This is a genomic window from Paraburkholderia sp. BL10I2N1, assembly GCF_004361815.1.
In the GTDB taxonomy this organism is placed as follows: domain Bacteria; phylum Pseudomonadota; class Gammaproteobacteria; order Burkholderiales; family Burkholderiaceae; genus Paraburkholderia.
Map to the genome: position 1 here is coordinate 96,055 of NZ_SNWA01000003.1, position 15,378 is coordinate 111,432.

Consider the following 15,378-nt stretch of genomic DNA (forward strand, 5'->3'; position numbering starts at 1 on the left):
CGGGATAAGTGCTTGCGAAAATCGAGCCAGGGGCGGCCTGCTGATCGTCTTCGGACCGTAGCGATAGAGCGAGCTGCCGGGACAATTGACCGCGTCGTCCTGACCACTGAGCTGCAACGTCAGCAATCTTCGAACGGCGACGTAGCGAAAAGTGTTTCGTCGACTGACGGCGACAGAGTAGTCCTGGTCAGTAACAAACCATCGCACCACACACGTTCGACCCGTCCCCACGCACAGGCTGAAGCAGCGTCCGGGAAGAAACCTCGTCCGTGATAGTTGGCGCTCGTGTTGCAGAGCAACGGAATACCCGTCAGCTTTTCGTATTCGACCAGAAGTTGCGCCACCGGATGCTCGGAAGTTCTTGAAATGGTCTGCAATCGGGCAGATCCGTCGAGATGCACGACGGCAGGGATTTTTTCTCGCCATTCCGCGCGCGTCTGATGATCGAACAACATATAGGAATCAGGGCTCCCCGGGCTAAAAATGGTCGGCGCACGATCCTCAAGGCAAATTGGCGCCACGGGACGGAAGTGCTCTCGAAACTTGATGTCGTTGAGATGATCCTTCATTGTGGGCAAAGTCGCGGCGGCCAGAATGCTTCTGCCCCCCAATGCTCGTGGTCCGAGCTCGGCCCGGCCGGCAAGGAAAATGACGGGCTTGCTACTGGCGAGTATGCTGGCGAGTTCTGCAATGGAGCAAGTAGACGCCGTCCATCCGGGCGGTATTTGGCAACCTTTTAAGGCCGGTCCGCTATATACCGACCACTCGAGCGGCACGAAGCCCTTCTCAGCTGCCAGCGCGCAACAAGCGGCGCCAATCGCAGACCCGCTATCGTTGGGAAACGGCGGCACCCAGATTGCGTCGAACAAACCGCTCGCGCGCAGGGCGCTGTTCCATTTGATATTGAGTCCGCATCCGCCAGCGATGCACAAATTTTTCGGGCCCGCAATCGAATGGCGCTGCAGCGCGATACCCATTTCATAAACCAGAAGACGCTCGAGGAATACATGGAACGAGGCGAGTACGTCTTCGGGCGGCTCGGCTTTTAGTCGCAGCGCGCTTGCTTCGAAGAACTCTCCTACAGCCGCTAGTGACGCGTCCGCGCTGTGGATGTTCTCGCGATAAGCTTGCGCACACTCCGTGTCGCCAGCAAAGCGTGCCTGATAAAGCCCGCGAAATACCTCAACGATATCTTCGTCAACGGAGCCCAGCGCGATGTAAGCCATCAGCTTGCCGGCCACACCCAGATCCCACCGGGCGCCGCCCGGCTTCTTATAAGGACCAAAGTGATGACCCGCCGCAGCGTAGATGTGACCTATCACGGGGAACAGGCAGTCAACATGGCGGGCGTGGTGGCGTTCTACATGATAGAGGCGTGGGACGATGCCACCATCCCACACCAAACAGAATGCAGATTGCCCGCTTTGGGCAAAGGGACTGGTGCAGTACGCGGAGGCCACATGGCCTGACACGTGAGGATAGCTTTTATAAGGAAAGGACTGGCCGCCGACAAGCAGTCCGGAGCCGTCGAGCGAAGCGAGAAGATCATCGGCTCGGCGTTCGGCATAAGGGGCCCCTTTCAGGCTGACGGGAATCGACCCACTGAGGACCCGGAACTGCGACTCGACTACTCCGTCCCAGCCGTCGATGACAAAATGGTCAATATCGTGCGCACCGAAACCATGCTCGGCCAATGCGATCGCGATCGCGTCGAGGTCGTCGATCGCCTGATACCGCGGATTGTTGTCTCGCTTTTCCTGCTCCACGCAAAAAACCAGTTTTCCATCCTCGACAAGGGCGATCGCTCCGTCGTGCGTCAGTTTGATCCCACAGATGCGCATAATATCTCCCGGCCTACCGCTGGTAAGTTGGTCCACGCGAAGGCGAAGCCGCGTTTCGAAAACAGGCGAGCAGACAGTCTTCATTCAACGACTGACCGACGCACCTCCACCTCAAACGATCGATCTCAACCAGCTCTTCTTTCAGGATGGTTATGACCGTCTCAGCTCCGGCAATGTGGCCCCATCGCCGGCAATTGGCGTCACGTGCCGATCCGAAAACCAGCTGTCCACCGGGCGCAAGCATCCGTGCTAAATTGCGGACAGCGGCGCGCACCTCGGCGCTGCCGTCGAGGTAATAGAGAACCTCCGCCACCACGACCAGATCGAACTGTTGCTCAGTCGAAAAATGCTGGACATCGGAGACGATCCAATTGATGTGTGGTGGGTCCATCATTCGTTGGCGTGTCCTGGCAATTGCGCGTGGCACGATATCGATCACGGTGAGCCGTTGGCAGTGCGGTGCCAATTTTTCCGTGAAGGCTCCGCCTGCGCATCCGACTTCGAGCGCATTTGTGACGGATCCCTGCGAAAGTGCCATCCGAAGCATTTGCCTGTGGCGCTCGTGCTCAAAGGGATTGCTGTCGAGCCGCCATGGATCGTCTGCGTCCAATTCCCGACGCAGCAATTCGAAGTTCGTTTGATGTGTCAATTCCGCCTACCTTTATGGTGCGCCGCTGCAAGTGTCCGGACCTTGGGCCGGGACTGGTGCTCCGTTGAAAACCGGCGTGTTGGTACAAGAACTGCACGGCGGCCAAACGCTATTGTTTAACGTTCTGGAAAAATAGCTCGCGAGGGCTGTTACCTAGCTTCAGACCTTCTGCAACTCATTGGAGGCGCGTCGTTACCGTGACAACGCCCGTGAGGGATGTAGCCGAACCCGACGCTGTTCCCACAATCCGCGCAGCTCCTTGACGAGGGCTTCACGTCGAGTCTTCTCAGGCGTAAATGAATCGAGAAGATGTCCGAGCACGGCTTCGCCTTCGATCCGCATCAGCAGATCGAACAGCTCATGTGAAATACGCACACTGTCATAGTTGGAGCCGACGGTGCGAATTTCGCACACCGTCTCCTGACGATCCCGCGCTGTGTGAGCGCGGACTCGATAGAGCGATGCATAGGGCGGTAGTGAAACCGCGAGCGCAGTCCAATGTTCCTGCGTTGCGAGCCGCTTTTTGATGAGGAACGGCCCGACCACAAGTCCATCCAGCTCTGTCGTCAGAAACGTGGCAATTGCGTCTGCAACCGAATCTACGATCGGCTCAGAGTTGTTATTAAAGGAAGTATTGAGCAGAATTGGGATTCCTGTCCGCTTCTTGAACGCATTAATAACCTCCCAGTAGGCGGGATTGGTCTTGCGCGATACTGTTTGCAGCCGCGCTGTACCGTCAATGTGCGTGATGGCGCCGAGCAAGGCACGCTTGGAGTCGCGCACGCGAACTACAAAATTCATAAAAGGGAATTCGCGGGTGCCCTCTGGGAGGTCAAAAAATTCGCGCGCATCGTCCTCGAGCACTGATGGCGCGAACGGTCGGTAACCCTCACGCTTTTTGACCATGGCGTTGATCCGGTCCTTGTTTGCCACCGGCCTGGGATCGGCAAGAATGCTGCGGTTGCCAAGCGCGCGTGGCCCGAACTCCGAACGACCCTGCACCCAGCCGATCACGGCGCCATTGGCCATCCAGTCCGCTGCTCTGCCTGCCACGTCATCACTGCGTTCAACGTCGAGGTGTCCGGCCCACGCATTCAATTCTTGCTCCACGACTAGATCGCTCCCAAGCTCGGGCCCCCAATAAACCTGCTGCAATCGCTCACGCGGCGCGGGCCGACCGAAGTCGTTTGACATCATAAGGGCAGCGCCTAATGCGCAACCGGCGTCATGCGCTGCGGGCTGCACGAAGATGTCTTCGAAAAGTCCCGAATACAGCAGCTTACCGTTCATGGTGCAGTTATGAGCTACTCCTCCGGCTATACACAGCCGCTTCATACCGGTGACCTCGCGATGATGGCGGAGAATGTGAAACACGATCCGCTCCAGCGCTTCCTGCAATGAAGCACTCACATCTCGATGCTGCTGTGTGAATGGCATTCCCTTTCGCCGGACCTGGATGCTGCGGAGCAACGTCGGACCGATGCGGTCCAGGTAGACGCGGTACTCACCGTCGGCGGACAGTTGATAGAATTGCTCGAAGAGCCCGCGATAGGGAGCGGGATCCCCATAAGGTGCAAGCCCCATGACCTTGTATTCGTCGAACAAGCCGTAACCGAGATACCGGATTGTTTCGAGATAAAACAGCCCTAGAGAATTATGCTCTGCGAAAGTCGCGAGTTGCGTAATTTCGGTTCCAGATCCGAGCGCCAACAGCCCCGAGAGGAAATCACCGCCGCCATCGACCGCCAGGATCAGACTTTGCTCGAATCCAGACATCGCAAACGCGCTCACGGCGTGCGCCAGATGGTGACTCACGAATGAGACTCGCGAAGGATCGACCTCGGTACCGAATTCCTGCATTAGTAAGTTACGCAGAAACAGCTTGGCATCCACCGGAATGGAGATGTTCGGCTGGGACAGGAACAGGCGTTCGAGCATGACGTTGCAATAGGCCTCGGTAGCGTAAAACGCGATGCGGTCGATATCGCTGAGCTGAATCCCTGCGGATGCGAGGCAGTATTGAATTGAACTGCTCGGGAACTTGTTAGAGTGCTTGATCCGGTTGAGGCGCTCCTCTTCGACGGCCGCTATTACGCGTCCGTCCCGGACAAGCACCGCAGCGCCGTCGTGCAGAAATGTGTTCGGCAGTTCAAGTGGGTTTTCATGAACTTTGTCTAGCCCGCCGCTCACTCCTAAGCACAGCATGTTTCTCTCCTTCATCGTGGTAGGAAGCCCCTATTGGCAAGACTCGAACCCCTACCACATAGGTAAGGTAGGGTATCGCTCGCCGCTGCGAACACCGGTCAGACGTCACCAGCCCCAAAGAATCTCGCGTAGGGTCCGTCTGCAAAATGGCGCCGCAATTCATGAAAATTCTGTACCGTTTGGTCCAGGGTCGCGTTTCTTGGCGACGAAGGATGGCGCGACCAGAAAGCTGAAGCGCTGGAACCCCGAGGAAATCCCCAATCGTTGCCAAACATGCGGCGGGTTCGCGAGGATGGCTCCCGATGCATGTGATTGATCGACAACTGCTGCAACGTCATTTCCTCGGCTTCGCTCAGTTCTACGACACACTTCATCCACTACCCGGCACCACGAAGGTGCCAGCAGGTTTGCGAAATTCAATCGAATTTACCAAGAACACTATCCTCCATGCCGTACAATTCGTAAAATCGTTTGTCTTGATGGAACACATCCACACTATGGATAAGTTGGGATCATGCGTTTCAAGGGCCTCGATCTAAATCTCCTCGTCGCGCTCGATGCGCTGATGACCGAGCGTAATCTCACCGCGGCGGCACGCAGCATCAACCTGAGCCAGCCGGCCATGAGCGCGGCCGTCGCCCGGCTACGCGCCTATTTCTGCGATGAACTATTTACGATGAGGGGCCGGGAACTTGTCCCAACACCGCGTGCAGAAGGGCTCGCTGCTCCAGTCCGGGAGGCTCTGGTGCACATCCAGCTCTCCGTTATTTCCCAGGACGTGTTCAACCCAGCCAAATCGGATCGCCGCTTCAGGATCATTCTTTCCGATTTCATGGCAGTCGTATTTTTTCGAAAGATCGTGGAGCGTATTGCACGGGAAGCTCCCGCCGTCAGCTTCGAATTGCTGCCACTTGCCGATGACCCCGATGAGGTTCTCCGGCGCGGCGAAGCTGATTTTCTTATCTTGCCGGAATTGTTCATGTCGAGCGCGCACCCTAAAGCGAAGCTGTTCGAGGAGACGCTCGTGTGCGTAGGCTGCCGCGCGAACAAGCAGCTATCAGGGCAGCTTACATTCGAGAGATACATGTCGATGGGGCACGTTGTGGTCAAGTTCGGGCGTACGCGGCGGCCCTCCATCGAGGAATGGTATTTGCTTGAGCACGGTCTCAAGAGACGGGACGAGGTCATCGTGCCGAGCTTTAGCATGATCGCGCCTATGCTATTAAACACTGACCGTATAGGGACGATGCCCCTAAGGCTGGTCAAGCATTTCGAAAAAACGACGCCTCTGCGGATCGTCGAACTTCCGCTGCCGCTTCCCGCATTCACCGAGGCCGTCCAATGGTCTGCCCTTCACAACAGTGATCCGGCAAGCAATTGGATGCGGGAGATAATATTGCAGGAGGCGTCACGCATGATTCCTCCGCCTAAGACCACGCGAAGACCAATCCAGCCAAGTTAGGAAATGGGATCTTTCAGCAAGGTTTTTGCGGCATGGATTTGTGGGGTTTCGAGGGTTTTGTGGCGATATAACGTGTATCGCCACACCAGGCCTCATTCGGCGCGGTGACGGCAAACGCCTGATCGAGCAGGTTCGGCGCGACCGGCAAGCCGTGTGTCAATCTGGTTGTTGCCTTGAATTTGCGTTTCCGGTTGCAACGCAACCCCTGCTTGCGACGCGGTCTCTTTATCGGATGTACGCCGAATTGTCGGCACCGCTGGGCTACCGGTTTACACGGCTCGCTGAAAAAAACGTCCACGGCATGAAGTGGAAAAAATTCCCCTACAAGCACGTGTGCGAGCGCGAGGCGTTGATTATCTGCAAGGCTTCAAACTGCGGCGATTGTGCCGATTGCGCGGATTGCTTCGGGCCAGAATGAAGATCTGGCTGTCTAGGTAGCCCAGCGTGCGCGCCCGCGCGAACTGTGCGGTGAGCGTCAGCTTTGACTACTGAAACGATCGCCATGAACTGCAATGGAGTTCTGCCATAGCCATGCCCGGGACTATTGTCAATCTGTCAGTTGATCTTCGGGCGGCGATTATCGGGACCCGGACTGTGCGAGCAAGGCTTCCACGACGTCCAAGCCTATGCAATCGATCGGGTCCAGCCAGCGCAGCTTGGCGATCAGCTTCAGTGCAACGGCGCGCTCACCGCGCCGCACGCTGATGAACGCGAGCGCCTTCAGTGTGAAGAGCCAGAAGCGGCCCGGACCAGGAATGGTGAAGTCGATGTCGCCCGGCTGTACCGCACACCAGTCGCTGTCGAGCGACGCTTGCCGGGCGGCGACCGCCAAAGCCTTGGTCGCGACCTCCTGCGCCTCGCCAAGTTCACCCCGGTTCGCATGGAACTTATACAGCAGATAGTAGGGTGGCAGGCAGCGCGGGTACGACAGGACCGCAGTCCACAACGCGGCGGCCACATCGTCATTGCTGCCGCCGCGGGTTGTCTCGATCAGCTGTCGCACGGGGGAGGGAACGTTGCCGCCGAAGAGATCGGTCGATTCGATACCAGTAATGAGATTCATCAATTTGCTCCGATATGGTGAGGCGTCCGGCCGCTTTTGCGGCGCTCGGAGGCCGATGTGACGATGGATGTGTTTGTCTACCCGAACTTGAACTGGATGCCATGCCCGCCGCGCGGATACTCCCATTCGAGGTTGTGATGGTCCGTGCACAGAATGCGGCAACTACCGCATTCCAGGCAGCCGTCGGTAATCAGCGTGACCGAGCCGTTGCTCTCCTTCCCGATAACAGGAGGCCGGGGACACGAACGTGCAGCTTTTTTCGGCACAGTCGTTGGTGCAGACTTCAACGTTTTTGATGTGGACGTGCGGCCGCCTGACGTCCACGCGGTAGCGGTTCTGAAACCGCTTTTCCTCGATATTGACAGTGACCGTTTTCATCGGAAGGCTCTCCAGAATTTGTATGCGTCGCCGACCAGCCCGGTCAGCGAGCGATTTTTGCGGAAACTGGCCATGACCTCGTGCTTTTTGGTCTTCTTGTCGACGCCTTCTACCGTAATCACGGTGCGGGCCGCTTGAGCGACGAGATCAGGGTATGTTGTAAAGAACTGTAGATTGCGGTGCGAAATTTCTGGCATGTCGCGGTACTTGTGCAAATCCTTCATCACGAAGCTCTTGTCGAGCGTGGCCTTGTACACCGACAGCAGGTTAGCGCGCTAGCCGCAGCAGCCGACTGCTTTTGCGGCTATCGCCGTCTCGGCGGCGAGGCGTCCTCCGCAAAGACTTCACCGTGTTCGCGGTCGCATTGCACGCCGATGACCTGGTCCCCGTCCATAATCAGGTGATTCACGGTGGTCTCGCAGATCAGCAATGCACCGGCCTCGCGCACTTTCGATGAGAACCACTTGTCGAACTGCGCGCGGATGATCGTATAGCGGTTATACGGCGGCTTGTTGTAGTCGTCGCTGCGTGCGTGTGTGCCCACGAACGAAGTATCGTCGAGCATCCACATGCGCTGCTCGATGTTGTGGCGTTCGAGTGGCGCGTGGTCACGAAAGTCCGGAATGATCTGTTCCAGCGCGTCGGCGTAGAGGATTGCGCCTTGAACGTTCTTGCCGCCGGGATATTCGCCGCGCTCGATCTGAAGCACCTTCAGTCCGCAACTGGCCATAACGTAGGCTGCAGCGTTGCCGGACGGTCCGGCGCCCACGACGATCGCATCGAATTGCGAGGGGTCTCTCATCTAACTCTCCTTATGTGCCGGATTTGCCGCAGCGCCAGGTGGTCCCTACAGGCATGCGTCAACGCCGGCAGCAGTTGCAGTGCGTCCCCGACAATGCTGTAGTGCGCGTAGTCGAAAATCGGTGCGTTCTGGTCGGTGTTGATTGCGACGATTACGTCCGAGCTTTCCATACCGACGCGATGCTGGATCGCGCCGGAGATGCCGGCTGCGATGTAGAGTTTCGGCCGCACGGTTTTTCCAGTCAGCCCGACCTGCCGGTCGGCCTCGACCCACCCCGCCTGCACGCACGGGCGGGTTGCGCCAACTTCGCCACCGAGTACCCGCGCCAGATCGAATACGAGCTTGAAAGTTCTCCGGATTCTTCAGTCCTTTGCCGCTGCTAACGATCATGTCCGCGTAGGGGAGGTTGATCTGATTGCTTTTCGCATCGGCGATGAAGTCGAGCAATTTGGTCACAATGTCGGCCTCGATGATCCCAAGCGCCTCCTGCGCGATCTCTCCACGGCGGCCTTTCTGCGCCTGCGGCATCGCCATGACCCGTGGGCGCACCGTCGCCATCTGCGGGCGGTATGCGAGCGCCATGATCGTACAGAGCAGCGAGCCGCCGAAAGTCGGCCGCATGGCCGCCAGTGCGCGCGAGGCCGGGTCAATGTTCAACTCAGTGCAGTCGGCGGTGAGGCCGGTCAAGAGCGTCGTTGCGACAGATCCGGCGAGATCCCGGCCCATCGAGGTTGCACCGTGCAGCAGAATCTCGGGGCGGTACTTGTTGACCAGGTCGGTCAGCCCCTTCGTGAACGGTCCGTTGCGATAGCCGAGCAACACAGGGTCGTGAATCACATACGCTTTGTCCGCGCCGAAACTGAACGCCTCACTGGCAAACTGCTCAAGCGGCTCGTCGGTGCCGCCGAGCACGGCCACAGCGACACGATTGCCGAGTTTGTCGGCGAGCTTGCGCGCCTCACCGAGCAACTCCCACGACACGCTATGCACGTGGCCGCGGTCGTGCTCGAGAAAGACCCAGACGCCCTGGTAGGCTTTCAGATGTTCGGGCAGATCGAGGTTACGGCCCGCGGCCCGTTTGACCGGCGCGGCCGGCTCCTTTTCCGAGGCAACGGGCGAGTTCATAAGGCCCTCTCCATCAACAGGTCCGCCTCCGATGTCGGATGGCGAGCGAATAACTTGTGCACGAGTTTCAGCGACACGTCGCGCAGGCTGGACGCGTCCAATTCGAGCATCTCGGCCTTTTCGTCGCGCGGCGTCGGCGCGAACACTTTGCTGACCACGGTAGGTGAACCTTTCAGCCCGATCTTGCTCACGTCCTCAATGCCGGCCCGCTCGCGATTCCATTTGCGCACCGGGAATCCTGCCGCATGGATCATCGCGGGCAGTGTCGCGAAGCGCAGCTCGTTCGTATTCTCGAGCATCGTCACGAGACAGGGCAGTGCGGTTTTGAATACTTGCACACCGCCTTCGGCGCGGCGCTCGACTACGATCGTGCGCGCGTCGAGGTCAGTCTCGACGATCCGGGATACATACGTGAGCAACTGGACGCCCAATCGCCTCGCGATGCCGGGGCCGACCTGGGCAGTGTGGCCATCGATGGTCTGCTTGCCGGTGAAGATGATGTCCACTGCCTGTGCATTTGCAATCTGCCGGATTGCAGAGGCGAGTGCATACGATGTCGCGAGCGTGTCTGCGCCAGCGAAAGCGCGATCGGTGACGAGTACGGCGTCGTCCGCGCCGTAGCTGATGCATTTGTGCAGCGCGTCCTCGGCCTGCGGCGGTCCCATGGAGAGTATCGTGACCGTTCCGCCGAAGCGGTCCTTTAGCCGCAACGCTTCCTCCAGCGAGAACAGGTCGTACGGGTTCACGATCGCCGGAACACCTTGACGCATGATGGTGTTCGTGACCGGGTGAACCCGGATCTGCGCGGAATCCGGGACCTGCTTGATGCAGACGACAATATGCATTGAGGTACTCCAGGTCAGGCGCCGCCGCGTGCCGACAGCGACGCACGCAGCTCGTCAACTGGGACGAGCCGCCGCCCGTCCGCTTCCAAAAAAACTTTGAAGACCTTTTGCTCCGCGGGCGTGGATACAACGAAGTCGTTGTAGGCCTTCTGCAGTAAGCATCGATAGACGGCGAGCACGGCCGTCGCGTTATTACGCGGCAGTTCTTTCTGTTGCTCGATGTACTGAAAGAAGCGCTTGAGGATGTGCAGGCGGCTCACGTTCACCACCTTCTCGTCGAATGCGATGTCGAAGAATCGCAGGAAATCCTCGGCCGACGACAGGTGACGCAGTTGTTCGATAACTTCTTGCATGTCGTTACTTCTATTGCACAAGTTTGGCCGCCATAACCACACTCACGACACCTTCACCCGCGTGCTGTGGGCTTGGGTCAGGAAGTGGCGCAAATCGCTTGCATTCGGCGCCTGCTTGTGCTGCGCGACGAAAGAGCGGATGCGCGCAAGCAGGAGCGGGATGAGCCGCTCCGACACCCTCACGCCTAGGGCGTCGTAGGCCTCACGCACACTTTGAGATCCAGAATGTTTCCCGAGTATCGTCGACCGTTGCCGGCCGAGCTCTGCCGGATCGAATCCCTCGTAGGTCGTGGGGTGCTTCGCGAGGCCGTCGGTGTGAATGCCCGACTCGTGAGTAAAGATGCTCCTACCGATGATGCTCTTGTTGAAGCAAACTGCGCGGCCTGAGGCTTGTTCGACAAGCGACGAAATGTCGGGCAGCGCTCTGGTGTCGACGCCAGTGTCTCGTCGCAGCAGGTGCCGCGCGCCCATCACGACTTCTTCCAGCGCTGCATTGCCGGCGCGCTCACCCAACCCGTTGACGGTGGTGCTCGCATGGGTCGCGCCGGCCCCAAGGGCGGCCAGTGTGTTGGCTGTGGCGAGTCCGAGGTCGTCGTGCGCATGGATTTCGATCTCCAGATCGACGGCGACGCGCAGCGCTGCAATGGCGTAGAAGGTCTTAAAGGGGTCCAGGATACCGACAGTGTCGGCAAAGCGCACGCGCTGGGCCCCGTGCTGCTGCGCGCATTGAGCCACTTCTATGAGAAATGAGGGATCCGCGCGCGAGGCGTCTTCCATGCCGAGGGAAATCTTGGGATGGTTTTTCGCTGCCTCGTCGACGACGCGTGCGATCTGCGCCAGTACCCAACTGCGCGACTGCCGCAGCTTGTGTTGCAAATGAATATCCGAAACGGGAACCGAGAGATGAACGATATCGGCATCGCAGCGCAATGCCGCGGTGAGATCCTCGTTGGTGAGGCGCCCCCAAACCATCAGGCGGGCGTCGAGGTTCAGGTCGACGATTGCAGCGATGCACGCCATTTCGTCTTCGCCCATGGCAGGAATTCCGATTTCGAGTTCGGCCACGCCGGCTTGCGACAGTGCGGCGGCGATTGCGCATTTTTCCTCGGTGCGAAACGCGACGCCGGCGGTCTGCTCGCCGTCACGAAGTGTCGTGTCATTGATGATCGGATTGAGCATGTCAGGCCTCTTGAGTTGTCGGCGATGGATCGCAAGCGTTGTGCCAAGCGAGCATCTACAGTCGGAGCACAATTTGCGGGATGTTGACTGGCACAATGTTGGGTTATGGCGGTGCATTGTCCGATTGTTCGTGTCGCGAATGTTACGTTCCGGACAATGCGGCCGCGCTGGAGGTGGCTCGATCGGTTCCATCCGCTAGCGGACAGAATGTCGAACTGATGTCGGTGGCGTCCCGCAGCGTTTTCGGAATTTCTGGTAGCTCGGCATCCCGAGAAGCGTCGCCGACAAGCGGGTCTGGCAATTCCAGCTTCTCGTCGATGCCCGTAAGACCCGCCGCGATCAGGGCCGCAAAAGCGAGATACGGGTTCAGATCCGCACCGCCAATGCGGCACTCCACGCGGACGGCGTCCGAGCCTTCGCCGTAAAGGCGTAAACCAACCGTCCGATTGTCTTGGCTCCATGCGACCTTGGTCGGCGCGAACGTACCGATCTGGAATCGCTTGTAGGAGTTGATGTGGGGCGCTAGAAAGAGGGTGATGTCCTTCGAATATTTCAGCAGGCCCCCAAGGTAATGGTGCATCAGATTGAGACGTTTATATGCGGATGCGGTACGTACGCTTTGCCGCGCGGCAACGTTTCACAGGGGAATCTTCCTGTCCGTGCAAAATCTGGCGGCGGGCGAGTGCCGAGCCGCTTGCGGTAAGGCTCAGTAGCTCCCAGCTTTCACGGAGTCGACGGATGCACAAATCGTTAGTCGGTAAGGGATTTTAGAAACCAACTGCTAGATTCTCAAAGGAAAGCACGATCGTCTCTAGATGCTCTGGGAGTGCAGTGGAAGTAAGCCCGCTGGAGTACTATGGGTTTTCCAGACACATTTCTCCGAAGGAGCACGCAAAATGGGTGCGACTGACACGGCCCTCCCATAGCATCTAAGATAAGTGGCGTGCACGATCACTCGTCGCTACAAACGCCGTCATATGCAACCACCAACGTCGAAGAACCGCGCGTAAGATCCACTCTGCGAAGCGCCATCGCAATTACCGAAAATTCTGTAGCGTTCGGTCCCTCCTTCGGGTTTCCGGTGGCGGCCTGTTTCCACCCCCGTGTGGTACGTTGGCAGCAGCGCTCCGTGACAGCCAATCGCTATTGCTCAATCTACATAGAAAGATGCGATTATCAGGGCAGTCCACCACGGCACTGTCGCTGTCAATGCGAGCTGCGCGAGACCCCGCTAGAACCGATAAGGCGAGAAATAGCGAGCCCAGATTCAGTCCGATCACGTCGAGCGTAAGGTAGCGATCGAGACAGGGCAGCAGGCGCAGCGAAAGCAACGTGTCCCGATACGTACTGCGCGCCCAGCGCAGTTGTTGGCGCAGATACGCCCCCAGTCTGTCCGGAACGACTGTCGCCGCAATGGCGTCCGGAACGTACTCGGTCCGAAAACCTGCCGTCAGCATGAGAATCGTTAGATGACGGTCCTCGCCGAAGTCGCTCGGTTTCCCGCGAAAAAGTTGCGTCTCGTACTGATCTAGCAGCAAAAGGAGCGCGGACCGGCGGTACATAGCACATGGATCGCAGCAGCACGTAACGGCACCGAAGCGAGCCTGTGCCGCGCGCTCTTCGTTGCAAGCCAGCCAGTACTCCATATCGATCAACCCGGTCAACCAGGTGTCGCTCCGGTTGCTGGCGGTCAACTGACCCATGGCCGCGCCGATCGCTGGATTTTGCATTTTCAATGCAAGCTTCGTGACCACGTCTGAGCCGATTATCGTGTCCGAGTCGACGTTAAGTACCAAATCTCCAAACGAGCGGCGTATCGCGGCGATCTGTGCCTTGCGCTTTCCCATATTTTGGGGACGCGTAATGAAGTTGAATCTGGGGTCGCACGTGTAGGCATCGTATACCGGCCTCACGGCGTCCAGATTTGCAGAACCATCATCAACCACATAGACCCGCAGTTTTCCGGCGTAGTCCTGGTTTGCAATGGACTCCAGGCATGCCGAGAGCGTGCGTGGGTCCTCATTGAAGCAGGGAACGATGACATCCACGCCCGGCAGAGTGTCGGAGTCGATCAGGCCGTCCGACAGCGATGACACGTTTGTCGGCTGAGCATAAAGCGCCTGCGTGCTTTTATAGACTGTCGAGGGCAGCGCATAAAACGAGACGGCGACAGTGCTAGTTGCGGCAAGCATGTTCATAGGGTATCTGGTTCGTCCGGTGAGGTCGAGGAAGCGATCGGATTGCAAACCCCCGGTCATGCAATGCTGGAATCATGAGGGAAAGCGCCATGAGGGTCTGCTCGCGCAGACCAGCGTGAGTGCATCGTCCCAACTCATCGGGAGGGCATCCGTCGTGCAAGAGCACAATTGCGCCAGGCCGGACAGAGGCCAGCACTGCGCTGACAATCGCGTCCACGCCGGGACGAGACCAGTCTCGCGGGTCTACCGACCAGTGGAGGGGCGCCAGACCAGCGCTCGCTGACGTAGTGAGCACTGCTTCGCGGTCCACATGCCATACGGGGCACGCATATACCGCAGCGAAGCATGCGAGCTCGCCATCCTGATGACCCTGCTTGCCGTTAGTATTTCCTGTTGTACTTCGGTGGGTTCGCATCTGGACAGGTCCGGATGAGTCATCGTGTGGTTTGCGACCTCGTGCCCTTCTGCGATCATCCGTCGGATCAGCTTCGGCTGATCCGCTGCGTACGCGCCGATAACGCAGAAAGTCGCTGGCACCCGGTGTTCCGCCAGCACATTGAGGACGTCCGGTGTGCAAAATGGATTAGGGCCGTCGTCAAACGTCAAATAAACGCTGCGACGTCCGGTGGTGTCAGCGCACTCGCTGAGCGCTTCCGATAAGCAGTGCCTCACAGCTCTGGCCCGTTCCGGTCAATTATCGTTCCGGTCGGCCAATCGCTCATTGACCGTCCAATCGGTAAAACGACAATGAGTACGTCCTCGATGCGCGTGGGCGGCGTGTCGAGATGCACTTCTCGAAGGGTCGACCTCACGCGAACTCCAGACACAATAGTCGCCAGACCGGGGCGGCCGAGCAGCCTTGCAATATGTTGCCGCAACGCGAGTCGAACCGTGCCGAAGCCGAATGGAACGCCAAGTTCCTGCAACACGGGATACATCACGCGCATTAAATGAGGGATTCCGAGTCCCTCAAGATCCGGACGTACCGCGTACAATCCTAGTTCGGCCACTAGTAGATCGACTGCGCCAACCTTGATGAAACGACGCAGTGCGCCGATATGAGCCGCTACGCCGCGCGCGTCGTAGCCGATTGCACGGACCTCTGGCCTCGCACCAGCCCAACTGTGATTGCCTTCGAATGGTTTTGCATTAAACGCCCCGGTCGGTCCGTAGGTCTTTCGGAAGAACTCGGACAGTTCGATGTGGTCGGCGAGTTGCAACTCATTTTCCCAAACCAGCCTCCACCGCACCTGAGAGCGCATGGAGAGAGGTCCTCTA

Annotated in this window: 12 protein-coding genes and 5 pseudogenes; 2 read left to right on the plus strand and 15 right to left on the minus strand. The window is 58.4% G+C overall.

From position 1 onward, the window contains the following. Positions 1–119: 119 nt before the first annotated feature. The 3 genes from nodU to B0G77_RS38245 form a co-directional block, all read right to left on the minus strand. Positions 120–1,841 carry a nodulation protein NodU gene (nodU, locus tag B0G77_RS38235; RefSeq protein ID WP_133667123.1) on the minus strand — a complete coding sequence of 574 codons (1,722 nt, stop codon included), beginning with the start codon at positions 1,839–1,841 and terminating at the stop codon, positions 120–122. A 13-nt stretch (positions 1,842–1,854) separates the two neighbouring features. Beyond that, positions 1,855–2,490 carry a nodulation methyltransferase NodS gene (gene nodS, locus B0G77_RS38240; RefSeq protein ID WP_133667124.1) on the minus strand — a complete coding sequence of 212 codons (636 nt, stop codon included), beginning with the start codon at positions 2,488–2,490 and terminating at the stop codon, positions 1,855–1,857. A gap of 192 nt (positions 2,491–2,682) precedes the next feature. After that, a complete protein-coding gene (locus tag B0G77_RS38245) occupies positions 2,683–4,695 on the minus strand; it encodes a carbamoyltransferase (protein ID WP_133667125.1) in 2,013 nt (670 codons plus the stop codon). A gap of 514 nt (positions 4,696–5,209) precedes the next feature. On the opposite strand from B0G77_RS38245, the gene B0G77_RS38255 reads away from it, so the two are divergent. Next, on the plus strand, positions 5,210–6,157 hold the full coding sequence (locus tag B0G77_RS38255; protein ID WP_133667126.1) for a LysR family transcriptional regulator: 948 nt from the start codon (positions 5,210–5,212) through the stop codon (positions 6,155–6,157). A 58-nt stretch (positions 6,158–6,215) separates the two neighbouring features. Here the strand turns inward: B0G77_RS38255 and B0G77_RS44995 are convergent. Continuing rightward, a pseudogene (locus B0G77_RS44995) lies at positions 6,216–6,386 on the minus strand (IS3 family transposase); the annotation flags it as partial. Between the two features lie 12 nt (positions 6,387–6,398). Between B0G77_RS44995 and B0G77_RS38260 the strand changes: the two are divergent. Next, positions 6,399–6,575: pseudogene (locus B0G77_RS38260) on the plus strand (nitrogen fixation protein NifQ); the annotation flags it as partial. A gap of 159 nt (positions 6,576–6,734) precedes the next feature. On the opposite strand, the gene B0G77_RS38265 reads toward B0G77_RS38260, so the two are convergent. From B0G77_RS38265 to B0G77_RS38315, 11 genes and pseudogenes are all read right to left on the minus strand, one after another. After that, positions 6,735–7,220, minus strand: coding sequence for a hypothetical protein (locus B0G77_RS38265; RefSeq protein WP_133667127.1), 486 nt, complete (start codon positions 7,218–7,220; stop codon positions 6,735–6,737). Positions 7,221–7,297: 77 nt separating this feature from the next. Then, a pseudogene (locus B0G77_RS45000) lies at positions 7,298–7,598 on the minus strand (ferredoxin family protein). Continuing rightward, a pseudogene (locus B0G77_RS38275) lies at positions 7,595–8,400 on the minus strand (FAD-dependent oxidoreductase). The pseudogenes B0G77_RS45000 and B0G77_RS38275 overlap by 4 nt, the downstream one beginning before the upstream one ends. Beyond that, positions 8,397–9,525 (minus strand): annotated as a pseudogene (locus B0G77_RS38280) (electron transfer flavoprotein subunit alpha/FixB family protein). Before B0G77_RS38280 ends, B0G77_RS38275 begins: the two co-directional pseudogenes overlap by 4 nt. Next, positions 9,522–10,370: an electron transfer flavoprotein subunit beta/FixA family protein gene (locus B0G77_RS38285; RefSeq protein ID WP_133667128.1), complete on the minus strand. Its 849-nt coding sequence runs from the start codon at positions 10,368–10,370 to the stop codon at positions 9,522–9,524. The pseudogene B0G77_RS38280 and the gene B0G77_RS38285 overlap by 4 nt, the downstream one beginning before the upstream one ends. 14 nt (positions 10,371–10,384) lie before the next feature. Next, positions 10,385–10,723 (minus strand): nitrogenase stabilizing/protective protein NifW, encoded by a 339-nt coding sequence (gene nifW, locus B0G77_RS38290; RefSeq protein WP_133667129.1) that lies wholly within the window; start codon positions 10,721–10,723, stop codon positions 10,385–10,387. Positions 10,724–10,765: 42 nt separating this feature from the next. Further along, positions 10,766–11,902 carry a homocitrate synthase gene (nifV, locus tag B0G77_RS38295; RefSeq protein WP_133667130.1) on the minus strand — a complete coding sequence of 379 codons (1,137 nt, stop codon included), beginning with the start codon at positions 11,900–11,902 and terminating at the stop codon, positions 10,766–10,768. 142 nt (positions 11,903–12,044) lie between these two features. Beyond that, complete coding sequence (locus B0G77_RS38300) at positions 12,045–12,482, minus strand: glutamine synthetase (RefSeq protein WP_133667131.1); 438 nt, start codon at positions 12,480–12,482, stop codon at positions 12,045–12,047. Positions 12,483–12,939: 457 nt separating this feature from the next. Continuing rightward, complete coding sequence (nodC, locus tag B0G77_RS38305; RefSeq protein WP_243751449.1) at positions 12,940–14,100, minus strand: chitooligosaccharide synthase NodC; 1,161 nt, start codon at positions 14,098–14,100, stop codon at positions 12,940–12,942. 243 nt (positions 14,101–14,343) lie between these two features. Then, positions 14,344–14,772, minus strand: a complete 429-nt coding sequence (locus B0G77_RS45005; protein ID WP_243751450.1) for a polysaccharide deacetylase family protein — start codon at positions 14,770–14,772, stop codon at positions 14,344–14,346. Continuing rightward, positions 14,769–15,362 (minus strand): NodA family N-acyltransferase, encoded by a 594-nt coding sequence (locus B0G77_RS38315; protein ID WP_133667132.1) that lies wholly within the window; start codon positions 15,360–15,362, stop codon positions 14,769–14,771. Before B0G77_RS38315 ends, B0G77_RS45005 begins: the two co-directional genes overlap by 4 nt. Between the last annotated feature and the right edge of the window lie 16 nt (positions 15,363–15,378).